This is a genomic window from Corynebacterium sp. HMSC062E11 (assembly GCF_001811845.1).
GTDB classification, from domain to species: domain Bacteria; phylum Actinomycetota; class Actinomycetes; order Mycobacteriales; family Mycobacteriaceae; genus Corynebacterium; species Corynebacterium hesseae.
Genome location: NZ_KV806822.1, coordinates 1 through 23,761 on the forward strand (window position 1 = coordinate 1; position 23,761 = coordinate 23,761).

The window sequence follows — 23,761 nt, forward strand, 5'->3', positions numbered from 1 at the left end:
AAAATCAACGCACTCTAAAACCGGAAGGGCCCGATTAACACCCGCGCACACCAGTGAGATTCGGCATTTTAAAATCTTTATTGACTGGGTCCTTTCTGGGGAATCCGCAGACCACTTGGCCAAACGCCTTGGGATAACAAGGCGGACTTTGACCCGGTGGTTTAAGCTGCTGTGGTTTATCATCGTGCCAACAGCAGCAGATCCCTATCGTGTCTATGACCAGCTCTTTATCGACGGCACCTACTTTCACAAGAAATGCCTGCTGGTAGCCTGCACCGAAACGCACGTCATCGCCCGACATTGGTGCCTGCGTGAAAGCTCAAACGAGTACCTGAAACTGCTCGACAAAATCGCGGAATCGTACATCGTTACCACCGACGGGTCGGGGGGAGTGAACCTTTGCTGATCGGGTGGTTGAGTTCCACAGTGCCGAGTAATGGCATACACCTATTTTCCCTTTCATGCACTCTTCAAGCCATAGAACCCGAGAAGAGTATACGAAAGTTCCAAATTTAGGTGGGGGGATCAATTGTGAGTAAAGAATTGTTATTCTCATGGGGATTCCTGCCTTCGGGCGATGACGGAAGTTGTAAGGAAGATGCGGAAATGAAACTATTTAAAGTCTTTACCCTTGTCATTCTCATTGCAGGCGCTTTGTTGTGTATAGCGGGCTTATTTTGGGAAACTCGGCTTACTAATCTTGGGCTTCCTATGGCCCTTCTAGGAATAGCTCTTTCAGTTGCTGCATCAGCTAAAAGGAGGAGTAAAGAGTAATAGGGATATGCTCAGTCTAGGTTTGTCATATAGAAAGACGCCGACTCATTGAAGACTGAGGTAGCGCCTTGCCGGTTGTTGTCTGTCAGCTCAAGCAAGTAGAAGCCCCTAGCGGCAAGGCGTAGGCGATTTCGGAAGAGATACCATGCGACAGCACGGTCGACATGGTCACAAATGTTCCACCCATTCCTGGCTACCTCTTAGCCAAACAGCTCATGGGATATCTCGCTGTCCGCAGTCGTATCGACAATAGTCGCCTACGACTGCGGGAAACTCGGCCTACGTGGTTAAGAAGAAGACCACGCGCAACCCTAGGATTTGCAATACCAGCCGAAGAAATGGCCGAACTCCTAGGCTATGCGGCTATGCCAACGAAATCTAAAACCGTGTATCCGCGACCACTAGAATCTGCCACCTGCGCATGAGGAGAAGTCCCCTGGATGATGACATCCAGGGGACTTCCCAATGGCGGAGGATAGGGGATTTGAACCCCTGAGGGATGTGACTCCCGCACGCGTTCCAGGCGTGTGACATAGGCCGCTAGTCGAATCCTCCGCTGGAAAACATTACATGAGCCCCCTAATGAAGCAAAATCGCCAGGTCAGGGCGGAAAACTTAAGAATTTAGTGGCTTGAGTTGGGGAGTGCGCTTGGAAGAGGAGTGGGGAGTTGGGGGCGGGGGAGCGGTTTGGCGTCGACAAGCAAGGCGCGCTAGGCTAGACCGCAGGATTCCGCGTGGCGTCCATCCTCTGAACTCCCCCAGGGCAGGAATGCAGCAAGGGTCAGGAGGCTCTGGCGGGTGCGCGGGGTCCCCTTTTTGTATGTATGCCTTCACACGGGGGATGTGACGGGGCGTTAGTATGGTTGCCATATGCCCGCACTACGTCCCGGAAGGAAGACGGATGTCTCTTCTTAATCTTGAAAAGTCCGAGCTTGATGAGCTTGCCGCGCAGGTGCGCAAGGACTACGAGGCCCTCAAGGCTGAGGGGTTGGATCTTGACTTGACCCGCGGTAAGCCGTCCAAGGCACAGCTGGATCTGTCTAATGACCTGCTCGTCCTGCCGGGCCGCGGTCACTACACCGACGCTGCCGGCAATGACCTGCGCAACTACGGCAACCAGAAGGGCATCAAGGAGCTGCGCGATCTCTGGGGCAAGCTCACCAACATGGACCCAGAGCTCCTCGTCGCAGCGGACTCTTCCTCCCTGAACATCATGTATGACCTCATCCTGTGGGCCTACACCTTTGGCACCAACAGCTCTGAGAAGCCGTGGTCCAAGGAGGAGACCATCAAGTGGCTGTGCCCCACCCCGGGTTATGACCGCCACTTTGCCATCACGGAATCCTTCGGCTTCGAGCTGATTTCGGTGCCGATGGAAGAAGATGGCCCGGACATCGAAGCAGTGGAGGAACTGGCCAAGGACCCGCAGGTTAAGGGCATGTGGGTTGTGCCGATGTTCTCCAACCCCACGGGTGCCGTCATCTCGGAAGAGAAGACTCGCCGCCTTGCTGCGATGGAGACCGGCGCACCGGACTTCCGCATCGTGTGGGACAACGCTTATGCCGTGCACACGCTGACCGAGGACTTCCCGGAGGTTCTGCCGATTCTGGAGATTGCGGAACAGGAAGGAAACCCGGACCGCTTCTGGGCTATGTCCTCGTCGTCGAAGATCACCTTCGCTGGCTCCGGAGTGAGCTTCTTCGGTTCCTCCGAAGACAACCTCGAGTGGTACCTGGAGCACGCCGGTATCCGCGGCATTGGCCCGAACAAGATCAACCAGCTTGCGCACTACGAGTTCTTCGGTTCCGCCGAGGGCGTGCGCGCGGTTATGCGCCGCCACGCTGCGCTGCTGGCGCCGAAGTTCGAGGCGGTTCTTCGCATCCTGGATAAGAACCTCACCCACCATGAGATCGCGGACTGGACCCACCCCAAGGGCGGCTACTTCATCTCCCTCAACGTGATGGAGGGCACCGCGACCCGCGTGTGGGAGCTGGCCCGTGACGCCGGCATTCTCCTGACCCAGGCTGGTTCGGCGTACCCATACGGTGAGGACGCCAAGGACCACAACATTCGCTTGGCACCGTCCCTGCCGCCGCAGGAAGAAGTCGAGGCAGCAATGGATGGCGTGGCCACCTGTGTGCTGCTCGCCGCAGTAGAGAAGCTGGGGGCATAAGGCAATCAACTCCGACGAGACGGCCTACTGGCTCGACCAGATCATCCCGGCTGACCTCGAGTTCAGAAATGTCGAGGGGCAGCGCTTGGGCTTAGCCTCGCTGGAGGGTGAGCAGTCCCTCGCGGTCACGTGTGGCTTCGCCGATGTCGATACCGGGCTGGCGCATGCCGAGCAGGGGATCGATGTGCGCTGCGAACTGCTCACCGTTGCACGCACCGGCCAACCGGAGGTTGCCGCTGCGGTGAGCGCGGCAGCGTCATTGCTTAAACAAGCCGCAGGGCTGCTGCCCGCGCAGCCGGGCTTGCTCTTGCCCAAGCTTTTTGCGGAGGATGACGAGCGCTTCGCTCATTTCAGCGTGCGCCATGGCATGCTCATCGCCCCATACCTGTGGGGCGGACAGACCCCGCAGCTGGCGGAAAAGGAGCGTCTGACGCTGGTGTGCCAATTGCTCATGCTAAGCGACGCCGAGTATGCCTACGCCGTCGAGGAAGGCGTGCCGGCGCTGCAACAAGCGGTGGCTGAACAAGGCATCGATCTGCTGGATTGGAAGCGCTCAGAGTGACGTGTCGGGTTGAGACGCTACACTGACTAACCGTGGCTCTTTACCGGAAATATCGTCCAGCAACCTTCGCGGAAGTGGTAGGCCAAGAGCAGGTCACCACGCCTTTATCCGCCGCCCTCGATGCGGGGCGCATTAACCATGCGTACCTCTTTTCCGGCCCGCGTGGCTGCGGAAAGACGTCGTCGGCGCGCATCATGGCCCGCTCGCTGAATTGTGAGCAGGGGCCAACCTCAACGCCGTGCGGTGTGTGTGATTCGTGCGTCTCGCTGGCCCCGGGCGGCCCGGGCAACCTCGATGTCACGGAGCTCGACGCCGCCTCCCACAACGGTGTGGAGGATATGCGCGAGTTGCGTGACCGCGCCTACTACGCGCCGGCGGAGTCGCGCTACCGCATCTTCATCATCGATGAGGCCCACATGATTTCTGCCTCCGGTGCGAATGCCTTGCTCAAGGTTGTCGAGGAGCCGCCGGAGCACGTCATCTTCATCTTCGCCACGACGGAGCCGGAGAAGATCATCGGCACCATCCGTTCGCGTACCCACCACTATCCCTTCCGCCTGCTGACCCCGCCGACGATGAAGGGGCTGCTGGAGCGCACCGTGGCCTCGGAGAAAGTCCACGTGGATGACACCGTGTACCCCATGGTCATCCAGGCAGGCGGGGGTTCGCCGCGTGATACGTTGTCCATCCTGGACCAGCTGTTGGCGGGTGCCGGCCCCGATGGATTGACCTACGAGGTAGCCCGCCCGCTTCTGGGTGTTACGGACGTGGGGTTGCTGGATAATACGGTGGATGCCCTGGCTAGTCAGGACAAGGCGGGGCTTTTCCGGCTTGTCGACGATGTCATTGAAGCCGGCCACGAACCTCGCCGTTTTGCCATCGACCTGTTGGATCGCTTGCGGGATCTGATGATCCTGCAGGCCGTGCCCTCCGCCTTGGAGGAAGGTCTGGTCTCGGCGCCGACTGATCGCGGGGAAGTCCTTACCGCCCAGGCGCAGCGTTTCTCCGGTCCGCAGCTGGCCTACTTGGCGGAAACCGTCAACGAGCGCGTGTCCTCCCTGCGGGGTGCAACGTCCCCGCGCCTACTTCTAGAAATCCTCTGTGCCCACCTGATCGTTGGCTCCGCCCCCGCTGCGGCAGCTGCCGGTCAGGTACCCAGTTCCTTGCCGCAAGGTGCGGGGGCACAGCCTTCCGCACCCGCTGTGCAGGGCTCCGCGCCTGCGCAGCGCCAGCCATCTGCGGTCGCTAGCGCGCAGGATCCCGCTGCCGCCGCCGCGGCTATCATCGCGCAGCGTCGCAGCCGTCAGGCAGCGAAGCAGGAGGCCCAGCAGCAACAAGCACAGCAGCAACCACAGCAGGCCGACAGGGCTCAAGAAGCAGCCCAGCAGGCGCAGCAGACTCCAGCTCCCGAGGTTTCACAACCTCCGGCACCGGAGCGCCCTGCACAGCCGGAAGCACAGCCTGATCCGCAGCCGGAACAGGGCCAACAGCAACCGGATCACCAGCAACAGGAGCAGCGCGAACAACCGCAGCACGCGGAGCAAGCAGAACAGCCGGTACAACACGAACGGCAAGAACAGGCTCAAGAAAAGACGCAAGAACAGCAGTCTGAGCCTGAGCAACCGCAAGACCTCGCCGCGGAGATTCGCGGGCGATGGTCTGATCTGCGCGCCACGATTGGGCGGCGTAATAAGGTCGCTGAAATCATGCTCGCCGAAGCCCGTGTCCTCGGCGTGCGGGATGAGACTCTCGTCCTTGGACACACCACGGGCGCGTTGGCTGAACGCATCAATTCACCAGGCACCAATGAGGTCATCGTGACTGTCCTCAAGGAAGAGCTCAGCCGAGAACTGAAGGTCACGTGTGTTATCGGTACCGACCCGAAGGCGCACGGTTTCACGGTGCCAGAGCCCACCCAGCGCACCCAGTGGAATCCCAACCAACCGCAACGTGAGGCCGCCGAGCCCGACGAGGAGGCAGAGAGTCCGGCAGCGAAGGAACCCAACAACGCCAGCGATGATCCATGGGGCGCGCCGCGCCAAATCGGGCAGCAGGCTCCGTCGTCTGAAACGACGAAGGAGCAACCCCAGCCCCAGCACGGTGTGCGCGAGAAGGCAGACTCGCGCCCGCCGGCAGAACCACAGCGGTCGGAGGCCGCCCCGCGCGGGGCGGCGGTGCCCCCAAAGAGGGAGGCCCGTGGCAGCCAATGGCGATCACGCATCGCGCAGGCGACCCAGGTCGCAGCCCAACGCGATGAAGAGTTTTCCAAGGTTCCCAAGTTCGGCAACGGCGTTCCGCTGCCGCCGGAGCCGGGCCCGGACGAAGGCGAGTTCGAGGCCCCACCGGAGGAGTACGGCCCGCCGGCGGGGGCGAATGGGGCTTCGGAAAGCGCAGGCCACGCGTCTGTTTCGTCGCAGCAGTCAGCGCCCCAGCATGCGCCCGCACCGCAGCCGGAGTACACCCGCGCGGATGAGGAACGCGAGATGATGGAGGCCGCGCAGAGCGCCGGAGAGATGGACCACCGCAATGCCACGGAGGTCGCCATGGAGCTCCTCGCGCAGGAGTTGGGAGCGCGGCGACTGTAGCGCGGCATCTGTACACTTGGCGCGTAGTGAAAATAACCGCACGAAAGGACTTTTAGCATGACTGAGAACGATCCGATGCAGCAGGCAAATGACATGAACGAGATCTTGGCGCAGGCCGCTCGCGTCCAGGCTGAACTAGAAAAGGCACAGAAGGAAATCCTGGCCGCCACCGTCGAGGGCAGCGCAGGTAATGGCCTGGTGAAGGTCACCATGACCGGTGGCGCTGAGCTGCAGAGCATCTCCATTGATAAGTCCGTGGTGGATCCGGAGGACATCGATACCCTCCAGGACCTCATCGTCGGCGCCTTCAAGGAGGCTCACGCCGCAGCCGGCCGCTTGGCACAGGAGAAGATTGGCCCGCTGTCCCAGGGCATGGGCCAGTCCCAGCAAAACTATGATGGTCCGTCCATCCAGGATGTCTTCGGCGGTAACCAGTAAGCCGCGCGTTAGACTTAAAGGCCGTTGTTGCTCTCTTCGCGGAGGGCGGCGCGGCCTTTTGTTGTGTCTCCGGCCGTCAAGGTTGTGGGGATTGTTGAGTGAGGGGAGCATTGCGTGTTTGAAGGACCACTGCAGGATCTCATCGATGAGTTCTCGCGCCTGCCGGGTATTGGCCCGAAGTCAGCGCAACGCATCGCCTTCCACGTTCTGCATCAAGACCCGGAGGAGATCGACCGCCTCCAGAAGGCGCTGGGAGCGGTGCGTGATGGTGTGACTTTCTGCCGCATCTGCTGCAATATTTCCCGCGAGGAAGTCTGCCGCATTTGCGTGAACTCGCAGCGCGATGCTTCCACTATCTGCGTGGTGGAAGAGCCCAAGGACATCCAGGTCATCGAGCGCACCGGCGAATATAACGGCCGCTACCACGTGCTGGGCGGCGCGCTCGACCCGCTGGCGAATGTGGGCCCGAAGGACCTCAACATCTCGCAACTGCTGCAGCGCCTCGGCGGCGTACTACCGGACCGAGAGCTTGCGGATTCCACCCCGGAGGAGCCGCTTTACGACGATTCCCCGGACATTACCGAGGTCATCCTCGCCACCGATCCCAACACCGAGGGCGAGGCCACCGCGGCCTACCTCGTGCGCCTGCTACGAGACTTCCCGGGACTGAAGATCACGCGCCTGGCCTCCGGCATGCCGCTGGGAGGCGACCTTGAGTTTGTCGATGAGCTGACGCTCTCGCGTGCGTTGAGCGGCCGCCTGACTGTTTAATCTCGAAGTTTCAGAAAACAGAGAATTAACCGTTGAACTTTTTCTCCTGAGCTTCCATATCGGTAGGGCTCATGGGGATTTCGGTTGTGGAATAACAACTTCGGTAGCTGCCAAGATGATTCGCATAAACGTCCCGACCTGTCCCCGCAGCGCGAATCTTGCTGTGGGGACTACTTGCATGGGCTAGTCTGTTCCCGAAGTACTTGATTGCCCAGTCGAACTCTTTGAAATCTGGGTCGTATTTGTAGGCTGAAATTCTTCCAAGAAGTGCGCAAATCCAATCTGCGCATTGAACTGTTTGATAGAGATGGCTTTCTACCTCGAACGGTGGTTCAAGAAGTTTGTCTGCATCTTGGTGGGAGAACATAAAAGCGGCGCTAGAAGCGAAGATCTCCATGCGCTCTTTTGGGCCCTGTTTATCGAGAACCATTAGGTGCCGTTGGTTTTCAGCAAGCGACCAATTGACACGCTGAATAAGTTGTTTCATTGCGTGGTCATAACGTGAGCGTTCGTCTTCGCCAGTTTCTTCGTTGGTGCCCCGTGGCTTTTCTTGGCCGTAGAAAATGACTTGTGCGTCGAGTTGCTCAAGCTTGTTGAGTATGCGGTTTATGATGTTTCGGACCTCACGGTATTTCTTGACGTTTTGGGTCGTCAGAAGTGCGGCCCCTTTCTTTTCCCAGCGTTCTACCGGGCGGCCTTTCGCGATGACCTTAGCGTCAATTTCGGCTTTGAGCCCGCGTTCTTTAATTCTGCGAAATGCGCCTGAGAGATGCCGAATATTGTCGGCTGGAATAATGAACCCGCCGATTCCAAAGACGGGGTGAGTTTTATAATTCGGATCGGTGCGGGAGACGTAGGCCCCGTTATGTCCAAATTCGGGCTTAAGGGACATTTCGTGTGGATAAATCGATACGGATTCCCGGGGCAGCCTGGGATAATGCAGTGATCTTGATTCTAAATTGGTTCCAACAGCCTGATCGGTGAAATCAACACCGGATAGTCCTAGGTCTGTGGTAGGTAAGCCGCGGCTGGAGCGGTTAGGTCAATTCCTATGGTGACGTCCGCACCGAAGCCCCTGTACATCCACTGGACCTAGCCAGGCATCAAGAGTTTGGACGCAATGGGGAGAAGCGGCATACGCGGCCTAGACGAAAGAAGAGCTCACACGACGCGGCCACCCAGACGGGCGACCTGCCACATTCGACACCCATATCGACAACGAGTGGAACCCCAGCTTAGGCATAAGAAAAGGCTGGGCCGGACGCTCCTAAATCCACACGAAATGTCCCTTAGTGCGACACGCCGCAAATCCAAACGAAATGTCCCTTAAGCCCAAATTCGTCAAAGTATCCGATGTACATCTTCCCCCTGGATACGCGAAAGCTCGTGTTGTTCACACGAGCTTCGGAAGTGGAGCACCTTGGTGCGTCCGTTGCTTACTGTACCGTGTACCGAAGATTCTGGTCAATAGGTTCAGTTAGTTACTTCTGTTGATATCTAGCGCTGCGAGCGCGGCGGTTCCGAGGCGTTAAAGCGCTCGGTGCGCAGCTGATCAATGGCGGGGATGTTCAAGGGCTCGAGTTCGCTGAGTGCGACTCCCATGGCCTTGGCCAGCAGCAGATCAGCCAGTTGCGGGTTGCGCGCCAGAACCGGACCGTGCATGTAGGTGGCGATGACGCTGCCCTGTACCGCACCCTCGGCTTCACGCTGGACGGCCTTGTCGGAGAGGTCCAGGATGGCGGCGGTGTCCGCATTGCCGGTTCCGCGCGTGAGCGTTCCCAGTGGTTGGGCGGCAGGGCCCAGGATGGTGGCACCCATGTGGTTCTCAAAACCGGTGAGCGGTTCGGTGAGCTCAGCGGTGATGCCGGCCTTGGTGGGGTCGGCGGCTACCTCACCGATGGCGCGCTCGGTCATGGAGGCAGTGGTGGCGTCGATAAGCCCCACGCCATCCACCACGCGACCGGACGCACGGAAGGACTCGCCGAGTACCTGCAGGCCCGCGCAAATCGCCAGAATCGGGCGACCTGCGGAGGCAGCGCGGGTGAGGCCACCGTCAGCGATGAGGTGCTCTGCCGCGAGAATCTGCGCGGTGTCCTCGCCGCCGCCGAGGGTGTAGACATCAAAGGATTCCGGCACCGGCTCACCCAGCTTGATGGGGACAATCTCCGCCTCGTGGCCGCGCATGCGGGCGCGCTGGCGCAGGACTAGGGCGTTGCCGTCATCGCCGTAGGTGCCCAGGATGTCAGGGAGGATGAGGCCAATCTGCAGGCTAGTCATTCGAATGCTCCTTTGCTGCTGCGGCGGTGAGTGCCTTCTTCAGATCGCGGAAGGCGGTGTAGTTGGCCAAAACCTCGATGCGGCCTTCCGGACAGGATTGAATAGCGGTGAGCGGGTCCGCAATGAGCTCGTGCGAGATATCCGCGTAGACCAAACGCACGGCTAGATCCGTGCCGCGCTCGCCGGCTGCCTTGACAGGGATGCCTTCGAAATCCTCGAAGCGCACGTCCCAGAGCCAGGACATATCAATACCGTCGGCCACGTGGCCGTTAGTGGCGATGACCAAGCCATCGGCGTCACGGTCCACCATGGACAGCGCCTCCTGCCAGCCGGCCGGATTCTTAGCCAAGAGCAGGCGGATCTCGCGCTTGCCCAGCGTGATGGTGGAGTAGCGTCCGGCCACGTCGTTGACGCCTTCGGCAGCGGCGATAGCCTTGTGGCGGACCACGCCGAAGGCCTCCACGGCAGCAGCGACGGCCTGGGCGGCGTTACCGCGGTTGGCCCGTCCCGGTAGAGCAAGCTTGAGCTTGTCGACGCCCTCCGGGCTCACAATGCCTTCCTCCGTCACCGCCCAGGTGGGGGTGGGGCGGCGGAACTCGCGGCCGTCGGCAAGCACTTTGACCGCGCGCCAGTCCTCACCGTCACGCACAATGTGGCCGCCGGTGCGCGGACAGGTGACGGATTCGCCCATCCAGCCGGCACCCGCGGACACCCAAATGACATTCTTTGCGTCATAGGCCACGGAGGTCATGAGGACGTCATCACAGTTGGCGATGACGAGCATGTCCGGGTGGGCCTCGACGGCGCCGCGCAGGGCGCGCTCAATCTTGTTGATCTCACCGACGCGATCCAGCTGGTCGCGGGAGAGATTCAGCAGCACGAGCGCTGTGGGGTTGAGGTTATCCGCAACGTGGGGGACATGGAGCTCGTCTACTTCTAAGACAAGATGGCTTGCATCTTTGCCAGCTAAGAGCGCGGAGATGATTCCTGCATCCATGTTGTCGCCGCCATCGTTGGTGGCCACGGTGTGCGTAGTGCGCACGGCTGCGGCGAGCATCCGCGTGGTCGTGGACTTGCCGTTGGTTCCGGTGACCAAGACGGCTGGGCGCTGCTTGGCCAGGTTTTGCATGATAGTGGGGTCAATGGCGTTAGCGATGAGCCCGCCGATCATGCCGCCCGCACCGCGGCCCGTGGCGCGCGAGGCGGTGGTGGCCAACGCCGCGGCGGAGGTTGCAACCGCGGTGCGCGCGGAAGAAAACGCGCTTCGGAAGTTAAAATTCATGCTCCCCAGAGTAGTCGGGGGATGCTAGCTATCGGTGTTGTGGGAGCGGTTGTGTCCCGAGTTTTGCTGGTTCTGCTGGTTGCCATTGCTGCGACGGCCGCGTCCGCCGCGGCGGCGACGCCGACGCCCTTTGTTGCCGCCCTTGTTCCGGTTGTTCGAGTTGGAGTCCGACTGAGCAGGCTTGTCGCTTGCGGATCCGTCGGCCGGGGAGCCCTGGTGTTTCTTCTGCCCTTGTCCCTGTTTAGGGGAGTGCTGGGCGTTGGAGGACTTGCGGCGCGAGCGGCGGCGGTTCTTGTTCGTGGAACGATTGCGGTTGGGCTGCCCACTGCTGTGGCGCTTACCCGAATTGCTCGTTGCGCCGGAGGTGGATTGCTCCTCAGGTTCGGTCGGTTCCTCGATACGCTCAAGGGCCGCGAGGAAGGCAACATCGGACATCAGCGGGATGTCCTTGCGGTGAGCATGCATGGGCTTGCCCACGAGGTTGGTGGTGATGTTGCAGACCACGAGGGACGTCTCGCGGGAGAGCTTCTCCGAGTAGTTCAGCTCCTCACGGGCCAACGCCGCGATGATGGTGTCGGGGTCCTCGGTGATCTCCGGGGCAACGACGATCTCCATGCCACGGATGAGTTCCTTGCCGGGCACATAGGGGCCGGGGTTGTGGTGCTGACGGGGAGCTTCGGCAGCGTCGACGCGGACGTGGGAACGCTGTAGCCCAAAGCGATCAGCTCGCAGCTCATCCGGTGCCGCGCTGCTGAGCGGGCCCGCGGCTTGCGCACGGTAGAGGTCCACGAGCAGACGGGTTGCCTCGCGGGAGGTGTCCTTTTCCGGTCGGTGCGCACGGGCGACGCTGGCGGTGGGGTCGGGCGCGGGAAGACCGGTATCCCGCGCGACGGCCGCTAGGCGGATATCGGTGCTCCACACGCTTTGGCGGCGAGCGGTGGCAAGCGTATCCACGATGGTTACTGGGGTGGGAACGTGTCCCACCTTGAAGCGACGGCGCCGGCCTTTACCGCGGTTGCGGTTGCGCGCACGGTTTTGGCGGGCGGCGGCAGTCATCGCGCGGCGCGCTTCGGCGACGATGAAACCCCAGGTATAGGGGGCATCGTGAACGATGAGCGTGCGGCCATCGATGAGCCGATCCAGCGGCTTGAGCAACATGGAAAAGGACTGACCCGCCTGGATTTCCTCAGCGCTCAAGCCGTGAAGATGCCGGGGGCCAGGGTCTTCGCCGGGGTTGAGGACGGCGTGGAACTCTTGGCCGGTTTCACCCGCGGTGTTGAGTGTCAGCGCATCCACGGTAAGCAACCGACCTGTGGAGGGGTGAATGCCAGTGGTCTGGATGGTCAGCGCAACAAAGGGGAAGGCAGCGAGGGCTGCTTCGCGGGCCGACGCCCTATCTTCTTTGCTGTTCTGCTTGTTCTCAGCTGGGTGAGGGCGCGGTCCTGGTTTCGGGGCGCTGGATTGTGGCGACGCCGCGGCCGGCGTCTCTGCTGCGCTGAGCTGCGCTGCAGGTTCGGTGGGGCCGGGTGTCGTAGTCATTGTTCACAGTTTAGTACCCAACCGCGAGGAAGCTGGAAAGGGCACACGTGAAGCTGCCGTATCCCCCGAATTGGCAGCGAGGCAGGGCGTGTTGCGGACTAGTCGGTCTCGATGATGATGACCCAGCCGTCGTCGCCTGGCGTGGGCTCGGGGGTCGGTTCGGGCTCACGGCTCGGCTCAGGAGTGCGGTCCGATGTGGGCTCAGAAGTCTGTTCCGGCTTCGGCGTGGTGCTGGGCTTGGGCGAGGTGCTCGGCTTAGCCGTGGTGCTCGGCTTGGGCTGCTGAGTCTTTGTCGTGGTTGGCGTAGCAGTCGTGGAGGCAGCGGGCTTGGTGGTCGTCGGAGCAGGAGTAGTCGACTCCGCTGGCTTAGTCGTGGGCGGAGTGCTGACAGGTGTGGTGGTGCGGGACGTTGGCGTCGTAGCAGTCGTCTTCGGCGCCGAAGTTGATGAGGTCGGTGTCGTCGAAGAAGTTGGGGTCGCCGAAGGCGAGGACGTCGGCACGCTCCGCGTGGAGCTAGGTGCGCTCGTAGTTGTGGTGGTGGAGGTGGAATCCTCCTGGCGGGGCCGTGACGTGCGCGACGTGGACTCTTCTGCGGCTTCGGTTTCCCGCGGTGCTGGTGGTGTGACTTCAGCGTGGTGCGTGTTGCGCGGGGAAGGAATTGCCTCCCCGGGCGTGACGAGCTCTGCACGTTGCGTGGGCTCGGCCAGCTTAATCGGCTCCGTCGGCGCAGACAGTTCCGTTGGCTCCGCCGGAGTCGAGGCAGTGGTTCGGTCGAGGGCGCGTGGTACTACCGAGTGCCCCTGGTTATCGGGGCGGTGGGCGCCTGCAGCCGTGTCCTCGGTTGCGTCAGCTTCGCTGGAAAGCGCGGCGTCAGCTTCTGCATTATTGGCCGGGCTGGGGGCAAGGAGCGAAGTGGTGTGCTCCTCTAAAGCCGAGTCAGCAACCTGATTGGGGGCGGAGTGAAGTGCGTGCACAGAGGATACGAAGCTAGCGGTTCCGCCGATGATGACGGCAACGCTTGCCGCGCACACCAGCTTGACACCAGTACTAGCAGCGGCGATCTTTGAGCCAACTGTTGCGGCGGTCCCGAAGGATTTCAAGGAGAGGACTTGTGCGCCCTGTGTGGCAGCGGAACTTGCGGTGTGTGCTGTGCCTGTTGCCTGGAATCCACCCACCGGCGCGACTGCTGCATGAGCCCTATCGGTGTTTGTGGCCGTCGCGGCAACCGCGCCAGCGGCGGCAGCGATGACGCCGGCGGCCCCCACGGCGACGTGAGCGTCTGGTGTTCCTTCGTCGGAGTAGACGGTGAGGGCTGGGGACTTGTCATCCGGCGTGAAGTAGGCGCGCGCAATGGCAATGAGACCCTCGTGCTTGAATCCAGCGATGGTATCGCTCAGCCACGTGGCCTGATCGCGCGGAACGGTGGCGATGAGCTTGTCATCGAGATGAATCTCGATGGCGCGGCGGAAGAAGCGCCGGCTGTTGGTTAAGCGCACGAGTAGATGCGCAGGGTGCTTCGGCAGGGAACGGGTGCGGGCCGAAAAGTCAGTGATGCGAAGGGCACGGTCGCCGTCGAGCATGCCCCATCGCTGAGCCGGGGGAACATTGATCGGGACGCACAGGCCTGGCTCCGGGAGGAGAACCTCGAATGCCGGAACGGTTTCCTCCACCGCGTCCTCGCGGAGCGAAATCTCTGCGGTGGCCTGTGGGGTCAAACCCGCGCTAATGATCCAATCCAATTCCGTGTAATCGGCGGATTGGGAAGCGGGGATGACGCCAACGATGTCATCTTCATACCGGACGCGGAAGCCGGAGCTTGAGTGCCCACACAGGGTGACGTTGAGGTGATTGTTATCCGCCAGGGAGAGCAGCTGCAGGAACATCTCCGGGTTAACGGCGTCAACCGTGAGGCGGCGAGGTTCACCAAACCCAGAGTGGGGGACCACGTAGTTAGTGACCGTCATAGTGTTCGCCTTCGCCTGCAGAACTGCAACAAATGCGCGCAGTTGCAAAACTGAGCGCAGTAGGGAATGCCGAAGTTCGGACTGAAATTCTTATTGGGTGCACAAGGTGTTCAATGCCTTTGTGCAATTGTGTCGCGTATTTATTCTATAGCTCTCCGTGCTGGCCTACAACAATGTGTAGCCAGCGCGATGTTACGGTCAGTAGCTTTAGCGAGGGGAGTGCGCGTGCGAGAGACTGCGCAAGGAGGAGGCGCGCGGAACAGCTCGCCTTCTCCTTGTGTCGCCCTGTGCCGCGGCGGAGGATTAGTCCGCGCGATTGACCGCTGAAGTAATGGCGTTGATGGACGCACGGGTGGTGGATCCAGCGATGCCGGCACCCCACACTTGTGCGCCATTGACTTCGGCGGCGATGTAGCAGGCGGCTTCGGCATCGTCGCCGGCCGTACGGGACTGCTGGGAGTAGTCGATGACCTCGAAGTCGATTCCGACGTCTTCCAGCGCGTTGGCGTATGCGGCGATGGGGCCGTTGCCCATGCCGGAGATAATGCGCTTCTCGCCGTTAAAGACGATGGTTGCGGTTACCTTGGCGTCTTCGTCCTCCGTGGTTGAGTTATCAACCTGGAAGGTGACGAGTTCCAGCGGGGAGGTGCGCTCTAAGAACTCGTTGGCAAAGATATCCCACATGTTCTTGGAGTTGACTTCGCCACCTTCGGCGTCAGTCACCGCCTGCACGACGGAGGAGAACTCCGCTTGCATGGCGCGCGGCATATTGATGCCATGATCGGTCTTCATGATGTAGGCCACGCCGCCCTTGCCGGACTGCGAGTTGACGCGGATGACCGCCTGGTAATCGCGGCCGACGTCCTTCGGATCGATGGGCAGGTAGGGAACTTCCCAGGTGGTTTCCTGCAGTTCTTCCCACGACACCTCGGTGTTGTTCGCGCCTGGGCGCACCTCCTGCGCCAGGGCGTCCAGGCCCTTGTTGATGGCGTCCTGGTGTGAACCGGAGAAGGCGGTAAATACCAGCTCGCCGCCGTAGGGGTGGCGCTCCGGCACGCGCAGCTGGTTGCAATACTCCACCGTCTCGCGGATCTTAGGCAGATCGGAGAAGTCGATCTGCGGGTCCACGCCCTGGGTCAGCATGTTCAGGCCCAGGGTAATGATGTCCACGTTGCCGGTGCGCTCACCGTTGCCAAACAGGCAGCCTTCGATGCGGTCCGCGCCGGCCATGTAACCCAGCTCGGCGGCGGCGATTCCCTCGCCGCGGTCATTGTGCGGGTGCAGCGACATGATGATGGAGTCCCGCTTCGCAAAATTGCGGTGCATCCACTCGATCTGGTCGGCGTAGACGTTGGGGCTGATCATCTCCACAGTGGAGGGCAGGTTGATGATCATGGGGTTCTCCGGAGTTGCCTCCATGATGTCAACAACGGCATCGCAGACCTCGACGGCGAAGTCCAGTTCGGTGCCCGTAAAGGATTCCGGCGAGTATTCCCAGCGCCAGTTGGTATCGGGGTAATCCTTGGCAATGCCCTTGATGAGCTCCGCAGCGTCCGTGGCCAGCTTCTTAATGGCCGGGCGGTCCTTGCGGAAGACTACGCGGCGCTGCAGCTTTGAGGTGGAATTGTAGAAGTGCACGATGACGTTCTTCGCGCCCTGGCAAGCCTCAAAAGTACGGCGGATCAGGTGCTCGCGCGCCTGGACCAGGACTTGGATGGTGACGTCATCCGGGATCTTATTGCCCTCGATGATTTCGCGAACAAAGTCGAAATCCGTCTGGGAGGCGGAGGGGAAGCCTACCTCAATCTCCTTGTAGCCCATCTTGACCAGCAGGTCGAACATGCGGTGCTTGCGCTCAGGGCTCATCGGGTCGATGAGGGCCTGGTTGCCGTCACGCAGGTCCACGGCGCACCACTGTGGCGCCACGGTGATTTTCTTGTCTGGCCACGTGCGGTCAGGCAGCGAGACCGGTTCTACCTCTTCGGCGAAGCTCTGGTAGCGGTTTACTGGCATCGAAGAACCGCGCTGCTTGTTCCACGCGGGCTGGTTTTCGTTGCGCGGGCCAGCCGGGGTGGTGATTTCGCGGGGAGCGGAGATGAAAGAATCGTTGGGGGACATGGTGGTTGTTCTCTTCCTTGTCTGGGGCTTATGGGTCTGGGGCCAAAGGCGTTTTACTGTGTTGCGCTATTTATGGTGCGCAGCTTCGGCGTGAATCGTGGGGGGACGGCCAGCTGCGGTGTGTTGGCATCACCGCGCTCCGCGGCGGGGCGCTGGCCGTGAAGCTAGAAACCTAAAACCCGCCGCGGCTAATAAGGAGGAGAGTGTGCCGCAAAGTCATGTGAGCCACAATACAGCGCTTCTCATTCTATGGCAACCGATTTCACATATTGGGATGCCTCATGTGGGTGGCTAGGATGTTGTGGCGTGCATGAAGAAAACTCCACGAAGACTACTCAGGATCCGGGGGAAGAGCCCACGGCGGATAGCGGGCGCGCGGCAGACGCCTCCCCTGCTGGCACGCAGGGGGCGCTGTCACTGGTGCCGCTTGCCACGTTGGTCGCGGTTGTTGGAACCGCGGTGCGCATTGCCGTTCTGAACGTCATCGCCGCCGTCAATGACCAGGAGCTGTGGGATCGGCTCACGTCGTGGGATTCCAAGTACTACCTGGAAATTGCTCGAGTGGGATATTTTGACGCGGATATCCACACTGATGGCCCAGTCTATGAGACGACAATGGCCTTCTTCCCGGGCTTTCCCATGCTGTTGCGGGTCCTGGGATGGACCGGGATCAGCCTCGAAGTAGCCGCGCTCATCGTTAACACCCTCCTCACCGTGGCCATGGCTGCCGGCGTTATGGTCTTGGCGCAGCGCTTGGGGGCGGGGCGCCGTGGGCAATGCGCCGCTGCCATCGTGGTGAGCAGCGCTCCGATGTCCATCGTGTTCTCGATGCCTTATACCGAAGCCCTCTTCGGGGCCCTCCTGGTGTGGGGACTCGTCGCGCTGGATGATCGCGCCTGGTGGCGCGCGGCGGCGTTCAGCTTTGCCTTATCGTTTGTGCGGCTGACCTCCGTGGACTTCCTTGCTGTCTTTGCCTTGTGGGTGCTCATCTATGGGCGGCGCTCGTGGCAGGCCTGGCTCAGCCTCATCGTGGCAGCGCTTCCGCTGCCAGCGTATTTATTGTGGACGCAGCGCTACCTCGCAGAGGCCGGCGGCTACTTTGGCATCCAGACCGAGCACTGGCATTCCACCTTCGACTGGGGTGCTGCCACCGTACGGTTCGTGTGGGAAGTTCTGACGGAGAAGAACGATGTGGGCTACCTGCTTAGCGTTCTGGTGATCCTGGGCGTCCCCGTGCTGCTGGTGGCGGCGTGGGGAAGGCTGAATCCGGTGGCGTGGTGGTTTAGCGCCGCGCTGTGTGCGAATGTGCTGCTTTCCGACGGCATCATGCACTCGCGCCCGCGTCTCCTCCTGCCCGCGATTATCTTGGCGCTTCCCTGGGCCGTGCGCGCGTCTGAGGTGCTGCGACCCCGCGAGCTCTGGCTTGCATGTAGCGCCTGGGTCCTGTGGTCGGCGTGGTTCTCCGCTTATATGCTGGTGGTCTTTGAGTGGGCCATCTAGCGCGGAAGCTAGTCCTAGCGCGGGCTTTGCTCCGCGCGCTGAGCGCTTCCCGGGTTGACCGGCACTCGGGATAGGACGATTGTGGCAACGATCATGATGATGAGCGAAACCCCCATCACGCACCAACCCGCAACGCTATTGACCTGGAATTTTTCGCCCAAGACCCAGTAGCCCAGGCCAAAGGCCACGATGGGCTCCATGATGGTCATCGCGGGCAAAGAGTGCGCAAGCGCGCCAGCGTGGAAGGAATATTGCTGGATCACCGTTCCGGCAGCCGCCAGCCCAATGAGCACGTATAGCTCCCAGCTGGCCAGCAAGGCTGCGATGCCCTCGTGGGAGAGGACGTCCACCACTGCCTTGGCTACGAGCGCCACGTAGCCGTACAGGATGCCGCACGCGCTCCCGAGCGCTAGAGCGGATTCCTCCGGCCGGTTATAGGCCGCCACGAACAGAGCGGTGAGGGCAAGCGCGCCGAGGGCGAAGGCGGGCCACCATTGGGACCAGGTGGGCGTCGTCAAGCCTGCGGTGGGGCGCCCATAGACCACCATGATGCTCACCGCGATGGTCAGTGTGAGGCACCAGAACACCTCCCGCGCCGGCATCGGCCGCCGGGAATACCAGGCGGCGAGCGGCAGTGTGAACATGAGGGACAGGATGAGGATTGGCTGCACGATGAGCAGTGTGCCGAAGTGGAGCGCGACGAGCTGTAGCGCGTAGGCAATAACGGCGGCGCCGGTCCCCACCCACCACAAGGGAGTCCGAATAGCGGTGCGCATGACGCTCCTGGAGCTGGCGTCCAACACGATGCGGTGACGTATGACTGTGCCCCAGGCCACGACTAGCGCGGAGGCCAGTGCAAAAGTAATGGCAACCAGGTTTGAAAGCATCGTTTCTACCCTACCTGGAATTAATATCCAGCACGTGTTTCGATGGGAACCAAAGGGCGGTAGTCTAAAGGAGTTGACTGCCGGTCTATAGGTATTGGGCGGTGAACAGGTAATGGCCCTCACAAACAGGAAAGGTGGGACCGTCAGTGGCCCTAGTCGTACAGAAATACGGGGGATCCTCCCTCGAAAGCGCAGAGCGCATTCGCGCGGTGGCGGAGCGCATTGTGGCGACGAAGAAGCAGGGCAACGACGTCGTTGTTGTGTGCTCCGCCATGGGAGATACCACCGATAACCTGCTTGATCTTGCAGCGCAGGTCAACCCCGTCCCGCCGCAGCGTGAGATGGACATGCTGTTGACCGCCGGCGAGCGCATCTCCAACGCACTCGTTGCCATGGCAGTGGAGTCCCTTGGAGCCAAGGCTCAGTCCTTCACCGGTTCCCAGGCCGGCGTGCTCACCACCGAGCGCCACGGAAACGCCCGCATCGTCGACGTCACCCCGGGCCGTCTGACCGAAGCCTTGGAGGAAGGCCGGATCTGCATCGTTGCGGGTTTCCAGGGCGTGAACAAGGAATCGCGTGATGTGACCACCCTCGGCCGCGGCGGCTCGGACACCACCGCGGTGGCGCTGGCGGCAGCACTCAAGGCCGATGTGTGTGAGATTTATTCCGATGTCGACGGCGTTTATACCGCCGACCCACGCATCGTCCACAACGCCCAGAAACTCGACCAGCTGTCCTTCGAGGAGATGCTGGAGATGGCAGCTGTGGGCTCCAAGATTCTGGTCCTGCGCAGTGTCGAGTACGCCCGCGCGTTCAACGTTCCCCTTCGAGTCCGCTCATCTTATTCAAACGACCCCGGCACGCTCATCGCCGGTTCAATGGAGGATATCCCCGTGGAAGAAGCAGTACTTACTGGTATCGCAACCGACCGTTCCGAGGCTAAGGTCACCGTCCTGGGCATACCGGACCGCCCGGGTGAGGCGGCCAAGTTGTTCCGCGCCATCGCGGACGCCGAGATCAACATCGACATGGTCCTGCAAAACGTCTCCTCGCTGGACTCCGGTACCACCGACATCACCTTCACCTGCCCGCGCGCGGATGGCCCAAAGGCCATGGAGATCCTGGCCAAGCTCAAGGAGGAGGGGCACTGGACCAACGTGCTTTACGACGACCAGGTGGGCAAGGTCTCCCTCGTCGGTGCCGGCATGAAGTCCCACCCGGGCGTTACCGCAGATTTCACGGAGGCATTGCGTGACGCCGGGGTCAACATGGAGCTCATTTCAACCTCCGAAATCCGAATTTCCGTGCTTACCCGCGAGGCCGATCTGGAGAAGGCCGCCGTGGCCCTGCACGATAAGTTCCAGCTGGGTGGCGAGGAAGAGGCCACCGTTTATGCTGGTACCGGACGCTAAAAATTAAGGAGTAAAGGTCATGACCACTGTTGCAGTTGTAGGCGCTACCGGGCAGGTTGGCCGCGTGATGCGCACCCTCTTGGAGGAGCGCAACTTCCCGGCCGATACGGTCCGCTTCTTTGCCTCCGCACGCTCAGCAGGCCAGGAGCTCACCTTCCGCGAGGACAAGGTCGTCGTGGAAGATTTGGCAGAGCAGACTGTGGAGAGCCTTGCAGGAATCGACATCGCCGTGTTCTCCGCCGGCGGTTCGACGTCCAAGCAGTACGCACCGCTCTTCGCCGAGGCCGGCGCCACCGTGGTGGATAACTCTTCTGCGTGGCGCCGGGATCCGGACGTGCCGCTCATCGTGTCAGAGGTGAACCCGCAGGATAAGGACAACGTCACCAAGGGCATCATCGCCAACCCGAACTGCACAACCATGGCGATCATGCCGGTGACGAAGGCGCTTCACGACGCCGCCGGTCTCACCACCATGCGCGTCGCCTCCTACCAGGCCGTGTCCGGTTCCGGATTGGCCGGCGTGGAAACCTTGGTCAAGCAGGTGGCCTCAATCGGTGACCGCAACGTTGAGCTCGTCCACGACGGCTCTGCGCTTGAGGTCTCCGAGGAGGATTTGGGCCCCTATGTCGCTCCGATTGCGTATAACGCGCTGCCGTTGGCGGGCAACCTCGTGGATGACGGAACCGAAGAGACCGACGAGGAACAGAAGCTGCGCAACGAGTCCCGCAAGATTCTGGGCATCTCAGAGCTGAAGGTGTCCGGCACGTGCGTGCGCATCCCGGTGTTTACTGGCCACACCATGGTCGTACACGCGGAGTTTGAGAAGCCGATTACCCCGGAGCAGGCCCGCGAGGTGCTCTCGGCCGCGCCGGGTGTCAAGGTCGTCGATGTGCCGACGCCCCTGGCGGCAGCCGGCATCGACCTTTCCTTGGTCGGGCGCATCCGCCAGGACCAGACGGTCGAGGACAACAAGGGCCTCGTCTTCGTCGTGTCCGGCGATAATCTGCGCAAGGGCGCAGCGCTCAACGCTATTCAGATTGCGGAGTTGCTGGTCTAGCGTGTGGCGCACGACAGCGCCGCACTGTTCTCCTCAATAAAAGAAGTCCGCCGCCAGAGTGAATTCTGGGGCGGACTTCTTTTATTCGCTTTTATGTATAGCGGGACGCGCCGCCCGCTATACATGCGGGAAACGCTAGTCCTTCGGGACCTCGGGCTTGGTGTGCTCCACGAAGGTCACGGAGGGGTCTGGATCTTCGCGGTCGTATTCAATCTCATCGTCGGCTTCGAGTTCCTCGTGGATTTCCTCGGCGACGACTTCGACGAACTCCTCCGTTTCCATGTTGGAGGCAGCGGCAAGCTTACGCAGCTCGCGCTCGTTCTTCTTGGTGAAGTGCTCGCGCGGGTCGAGGCGGCGCTTGACCAAGGTGCGGGCGCGCACGCGGCGGTCAGACTCGGAGGTGATCTTGTCACGCTGGGTAATCCAGCTGATGACCATGACTGCAATCATGAGCAGGCCAATCCAACCCAGGATCGGGTAAACGCTGGATACTAGCTGCTTGAAGCCGACGAAGGAAAGGATAAAGCCCACGACACAGGCGCCCGCGTAGACGGGGTAGAAGAGCTTCGGCTTCTTGCGGGTTAGGCGTTTGCCCATGGCATAGAACATGCCGATGGCGGTGTTAAAGACCATGCCGTAGATGATGAAGGTCATGAAGTAACCCAGGATCGGGTTCACGTTGTTGATCAACGTGAGCACCGGAAGATCCTGATGGTATACGTCCGGCGCCACCATGTAGAGGGAGACCACGAGCAGGGCGAGCAGGAGCAGGTAGAAGAAGCCGCCGATGAGGCCACCGACACCGACGGCGCGGTTATCCAGGATGTTGCCGCCGATGACGATGGACATCGACACCGCGCACATGACATTCAAGCCGGTGTAGTTCAACGCGGCCAGCCACCAGTTGCTCAGAGGGCTTTCGACGTTGTTGACCGCGAAGTCATTGGCACTGGACCAGTCAACATCGGTCACGATGATGGTGTAGCCGGTGGCCAGGACGACGAAGATAATGATGAAGGGTGTAATCGCACCGATAACGGAGCTCACCTTGTCCACGTCGAGGAGGCCCACCAGGAGCACCAGAACGAGCATAATGGCGCCGCCTACCCAGACGGGGATGCTCTCGAACTGCTGGTTGAGGGTGGAACCGCCACCGGCGAACATGACGAAGCCGATGGAGAACAACGTGGCTAGGGTGCCCCAGTCCAGCACTCGGGAGACGATGGGGCCACTAATCTTGTCGTAGACGGCCGTGTGCTCGTCCGCTTGGAAGTAGGAGCCGAGCTGCAAAATGGCTACACCAGTAATGATCATGAGGGCGGAGGCGAGGAGTACACCCCACAGTCCCATGTTTCCGAAAGCCACGAAGTACTGGAGTGCTTCCTGGCCGGAGGCAAAGCCGGCGCCGACGACGACACCAATGAAGGCCATGGAAATGGCCACTGCGCGTTTCCACATAAGGTAAAGAGGTCTCTCAATCTCACACGCGCCGGGGAATGTCATCACAACCCAAGGTGTGGTGCGGGCAATCGGGAAAGCCTCGCGGGCCCGGTTCGACTATCGATTTATCACGTGTGCCTCGAAAAAGATTAGGTGTGGTCGATAGGTATTTTCCAGCTGACACTACGATTTCTCGCTGAGCTGGCACCGGACGGGCCGCCAGGACCTGTCAGTTGCCGCACGTCTGCGCAGGTGCTGTGACTCTCGACGCCCATTTATAACGGCTCGATAACGATTATCCGCGCTGGTCGATGAGGTCCTTGCGGGCGCGGGCGACGCGGGAGCGAATTGTGCCCACGCGAACCCCGGCGATCTTCGCAGCCTCCTCGTAGGTGTAGCCCAAGACTTGGGTCAGGATGAGGGCTTCGCGGCGGTCTTCTGGGAGGGCGTCGATAAGCGCGCGGGCGTCGATCCACTCGCTCCACGTGCCCGAGCTCTCCGGGGTCGCGGCAAGGGCGGCGGCGTCCTCATACTCGGTGGCGGACTTGCGCGGGCGGGCCATGTCGTGGCGAATATTGTCCACCCACACGCGGCGGGCGAGGGAGAGCAGCCACGTGCGTGCTGAAGAACGGGCGGCGAATCGGGGGAGTGCGCCGATGACACGCAGGTAGGTCTCTTGGGTGAGGTCGTCCGCGATATCTGGGCCACCGAGGTGGGCGAGCAGGCGCCAGACATCATCTTGGGTGGACTTGATGAACTCCGTGAGGGCTGCGCGGTCGCCGCGGCCCGCCTTGAGGGCGAGATCGGTGACGCGCGCATCGTCGCGCTCGGAGTGTCGTTTCACCTCCCATAATTTACCAGTCGGGGGCGTGGGCCTCGGGAACCGCTGGGGCTCCTCTGTGGGCGTCTACGTTTGGGAAAAATTCTGTTGCGTAGGTCATTTTTAATGGGTAGGCTATGAAAGGTCCGAGATTGATAACGA

17 protein-coding genes, 1 tRNA gene, 1 other RNA gene and 3 pseudogenes are annotated in these 23,761 nt (G+C 61.2%); 12 read left to right on the forward strand and 10 right to left on the reverse strand.

The window, feature by feature from the left end; all coding sequences use genetic code 11:
- Both HMPREF2822_RS09275 and HMPREF2822_RS13360 read left to right on the forward strand, forming a co-directional pair.
- Positions 1-391: pseudogene (locus HMPREF2822_RS09275) on the forward strand (IS256 family transposase); the annotation flags it as partial.
- Positions 392-531: 140 nt separating this feature from the next.
- The gene (locus HMPREF2822_RS13360; protein ID WP_128081864.1) at positions 532-774 is read left to right on the forward strand and encodes a hypothetical protein; all 243 of its coding nucleotides are present in this window, start codon (positions 532-534) and stop codon (positions 772-774) included.
- Positions 775-1,240: 466 nt separating this feature from the next.
- Here HMPREF2822_RS13360 and HMPREF2822_RS09280 read toward each other — a convergent pair.
- Positions 1,241-1,329 (reverse strand) — tRNA-Ser (locus HMPREF2822_RS09280).
- A gap of 166 nt (positions 1,330-1,495) precedes the next feature.
- Here HMPREF2822_RS09280 and ffs point away from each other — a divergent pair.
- The 6 genes from ffs (at position 1,496) to recR (ending at position 7,303) form a co-directional block, all read left to right on the forward strand.
- Positions 1,496-1,594, forward strand: an RNA gene (ffs, locus tag HMPREF2822_RS09285) — signal recognition particle sRNA small type.
- A gap of 81 nt (positions 1,595-1,675) precedes the next feature.
- Complete coding sequence (locus HMPREF2822_RS09290; RefSeq protein ID WP_070524021.1) at positions 1,676-2,947, forward strand: aspartate aminotransferase type Ic; 1,272 nt, start codon at positions 1,676-1,678, stop codon at positions 2,945-2,947.
- Positions 2,948-3,032: 85 nt separating this feature from the next.
- Positions 3,033-3,509: a suppressor of fused domain protein gene (locus HMPREF2822_RS09295; protein ID WP_083304455.1), complete on the forward strand. Its 477-nt coding sequence runs from the start codon at positions 3,033-3,035 to the stop codon at positions 3,507-3,509.
- Between the two features lie 32 nt (positions 3,510-3,541).
- Positions 3,542-6,094 carry a DNA polymerase III subunit gamma and tau gene (locus HMPREF2822_RS09300; RefSeq protein ID WP_070524025.1) on the forward strand — a complete coding sequence of 851 codons (2,553 nt, stop codon included), beginning with the start codon at positions 3,542-3,544 and terminating at the stop codon, positions 6,092-6,094.
- Positions 6,095-6,151: 57 nt separating this feature from the next.
- Positions 6,152-6,532 carry a YbaB/EbfC family nucleoid-associated protein gene (locus HMPREF2822_RS09305; RefSeq protein ID WP_070524027.1) on the forward strand — a complete coding sequence of 127 codons (381 nt, stop codon included), beginning with the start codon at positions 6,152-6,154 and terminating at the stop codon, positions 6,530-6,532.
- 114 nt (positions 6,533-6,646) lie between these two features.
- On the forward strand, positions 6,647-7,303 hold the full coding sequence (recR, locus tag HMPREF2822_RS09310) for a recombination mediator RecR (RefSeq protein WP_070524029.1): 657 nt from the start codon (positions 6,647-6,649) through the stop codon (positions 7,301-7,303).
- 25 nt (positions 7,304-7,328) lie between these two features.
- Here recR and HMPREF2822_RS09315 read toward each other — a convergent pair whose 3' ends face one another.
- The gene (locus HMPREF2822_RS09315; RefSeq protein WP_070524030.1) at positions 7,329-8,195 is read right to left on the reverse strand and encodes a DUF3800 domain-containing protein; all 867 of its coding nucleotides are present in this window, start codon (positions 8,193-8,195) and stop codon (positions 7,329-7,331) included.
- A gap of 173 nt (positions 8,196-8,368) precedes the next feature.
- On the opposite strand from HMPREF2822_RS09315, the pseudogene HMPREF2822_RS13035 reads away from it, so the two are divergent.
- A pseudogene (locus HMPREF2822_RS13035) lies at positions 8,369-8,574 on the forward strand (IS256 family transposase); the annotation flags it as partial.
- Positions 8,575-8,800: 226 nt separating this feature from the next.
- Here the strand turns inward: HMPREF2822_RS13035 and HMPREF2822_RS09320 are convergent.
- The 5 genes and pseudogenes from HMPREF2822_RS09320 to leuA form a co-directional block, all read right to left on the reverse strand.
- The gene (locus HMPREF2822_RS09320) at positions 8,801-9,580 is read right to left on the reverse strand and encodes a type 1 glutamine amidotransferase (protein WP_070524033.1); all 780 of its coding nucleotides are present in this window, start codon (positions 9,578-9,580) and stop codon (positions 8,801-8,803) included.
- A complete protein-coding gene (locus HMPREF2822_RS09325) occupies positions 9,573-10,862 on the reverse strand; it encodes a Mur ligase family protein (RefSeq protein ID WP_070524035.1) in 1,290 nt (429 codons plus the stop codon). The genes HMPREF2822_RS09320 and HMPREF2822_RS09325 overlap by 8 nt, the downstream gene beginning before the upstream one ends.
- Positions 10,863-11,234: 372 nt before the next feature.
- Positions 11,235-12,401: pseudogene (locus tag HMPREF2822_RS09330) on the reverse strand (DNA polymerase III subunit epsilon); the annotation flags it as partial.
- Between the two features lie 98 nt (positions 12,402-12,499).
- Positions 12,500-14,365: a hypothetical protein gene (locus tag HMPREF2822_RS09335; RefSeq protein WP_070524039.1), complete on the reverse strand. Its 1,866-nt coding sequence runs from the start codon at positions 14,363-14,365 to the stop codon at positions 12,500-12,502.
- A gap of 303 nt (positions 14,366-14,668) precedes the next feature.
- Positions 14,669-16,483 (reverse strand): 2-isopropylmalate synthase, encoded by a 1,815-nt coding sequence (gene leuA, locus HMPREF2822_RS09340; RefSeq protein WP_070524041.1) that lies wholly within the window; start codon positions 16,481-16,483, stop codon positions 14,669-14,671.
- Between the two features lie 306 nt (positions 16,484-16,789).
- Between leuA and HMPREF2822_RS09345 the strand changes: the two genes are divergently transcribed.
- Entirely contained in the window at positions 16,790-17,983 is a 1,194-nt protein-coding gene (locus HMPREF2822_RS09345) for a mannosyltransferase family protein (protein ID WP_070524043.1), read from the forward strand.
- Between the two features lie 14 nt (positions 17,984-17,997).
- On the opposite strand, the gene HMPREF2822_RS09350 is transcribed toward HMPREF2822_RS09345, so the two are convergent.
- Positions 17,998-18,870 (reverse strand): DMT family transporter, encoded by an 873-nt coding sequence (locus HMPREF2822_RS09350; RefSeq protein ID WP_070524045.1) that lies wholly within the window; start codon positions 18,868-18,870, stop codon positions 17,998-18,000.
- 146 nt (positions 18,871-19,016) lie between these two features.
- Between HMPREF2822_RS09350 and HMPREF2822_RS09355 the strand changes: the two genes are divergently transcribed.
- Positions 19,017-20,282, forward strand: a complete 1,266-nt coding sequence (locus HMPREF2822_RS09355) for an aspartate kinase (RefSeq protein WP_070524047.1) — start codon at positions 19,017-19,019, stop codon at positions 20,280-20,282.
- Between the two features lie 19 nt (positions 20,283-20,301).
- Entirely contained in the window at positions 20,302-21,339 is a 1,038-nt protein-coding gene (locus HMPREF2822_RS09360) for an aspartate-semialdehyde dehydrogenase (RefSeq protein WP_070524049.1), read from the forward strand.
- Between the two features lie 135 nt (positions 21,340-21,474).
- On the opposite strand, the gene HMPREF2822_RS09365 is transcribed toward HMPREF2822_RS09360, so the two are convergent.
- Both HMPREF2822_RS09365 and HMPREF2822_RS09370 read right to left on the reverse strand, forming a co-directional pair.
- Entirely contained in the window at positions 21,475-22,797 is a 1,323-nt protein-coding gene (locus tag HMPREF2822_RS09365) for a YkvI family membrane protein (protein ID WP_070524051.1), read from the reverse strand.
- Between the two features lie 277 nt (positions 22,798-23,074).
- Entirely contained in the window at positions 23,075-23,623 is a 549-nt protein-coding gene (locus HMPREF2822_RS09370) for an RNA polymerase sigma factor (RefSeq protein ID WP_070524053.1), read from the reverse strand.
- Positions 23,624-23,761 lie beyond the last annotated feature (138 nt).

Bases quoted from the DNA above. Each gene is read 5' to 3' on its own strand.
- HMPREF2822_RS09290 (WP_070524021.1), top strand. From the start codon at position 1,676: ATGTCTCTTCTTAATCTTGAAAAGTCCGAGCTTGATGAGCTTGCCGCG.
- HMPREF2822_RS09305 (WP_070524027.1), top strand. From the start codon at position 6,152: ATGACTGAGAACGATCCGATGCAGCAGGCAAATGACATGAACGAGATC.
- HMPREF2822_RS09315 (WP_070524030.1), bottom strand. From the start codon at position 8,195: ATGTCCCTTAAGCCCGAATTTGGACATAACGGGGCCTACGTCTCCCGC.
- HMPREF2822_RS09320 (WP_070524033.1), bottom strand. From the start codon at position 9,580: ATGACTAGCCTGCAGATTGGCCTCATCCTCCCTGACATCCTGGGCACC.
- HMPREF2822_RS09325 (WP_070524035.1), bottom strand. From the start codon at position 10,862: ATGAATTTTAACTTCCGAAGCGCGTTTTCTTCCGCGCGCACCGCGGTT.
- HMPREF2822_RS09335 (WP_070524039.1), bottom strand. From the start codon at position 14,365: ATGACGGTCACTAACTACGTGGTCCCCCACTCTGGGTTTGGTGAACCT.
- leuA (WP_070524041.1), bottom strand. From the start codon at position 16,483: ATGTCCCCCAACGATTCTTTCATCTCCGCTCCCCGCGAAATCACCACC.
- HMPREF2822_RS09350 (WP_070524045.1), bottom strand. From the start codon at position 18,870: ATGCTTTCAAACCTGGTTGCCATTACTTTTGCACTGGCCTCCGCGCTA.
- HMPREF2822_RS09360 (WP_070524049.1), top strand. From the start codon at position 20,302: ATGACCACTGTTGCAGTTGTAGGCGCTACCGGGCAGGTTGGCCGCGTG.
- HMPREF2822_RS09365 (WP_070524051.1), bottom strand. From the start codon at position 22,797: ATGTGGAAACGCGCAGTGGCCATTTCCATGGCCTTCATTGGTGTCGTC.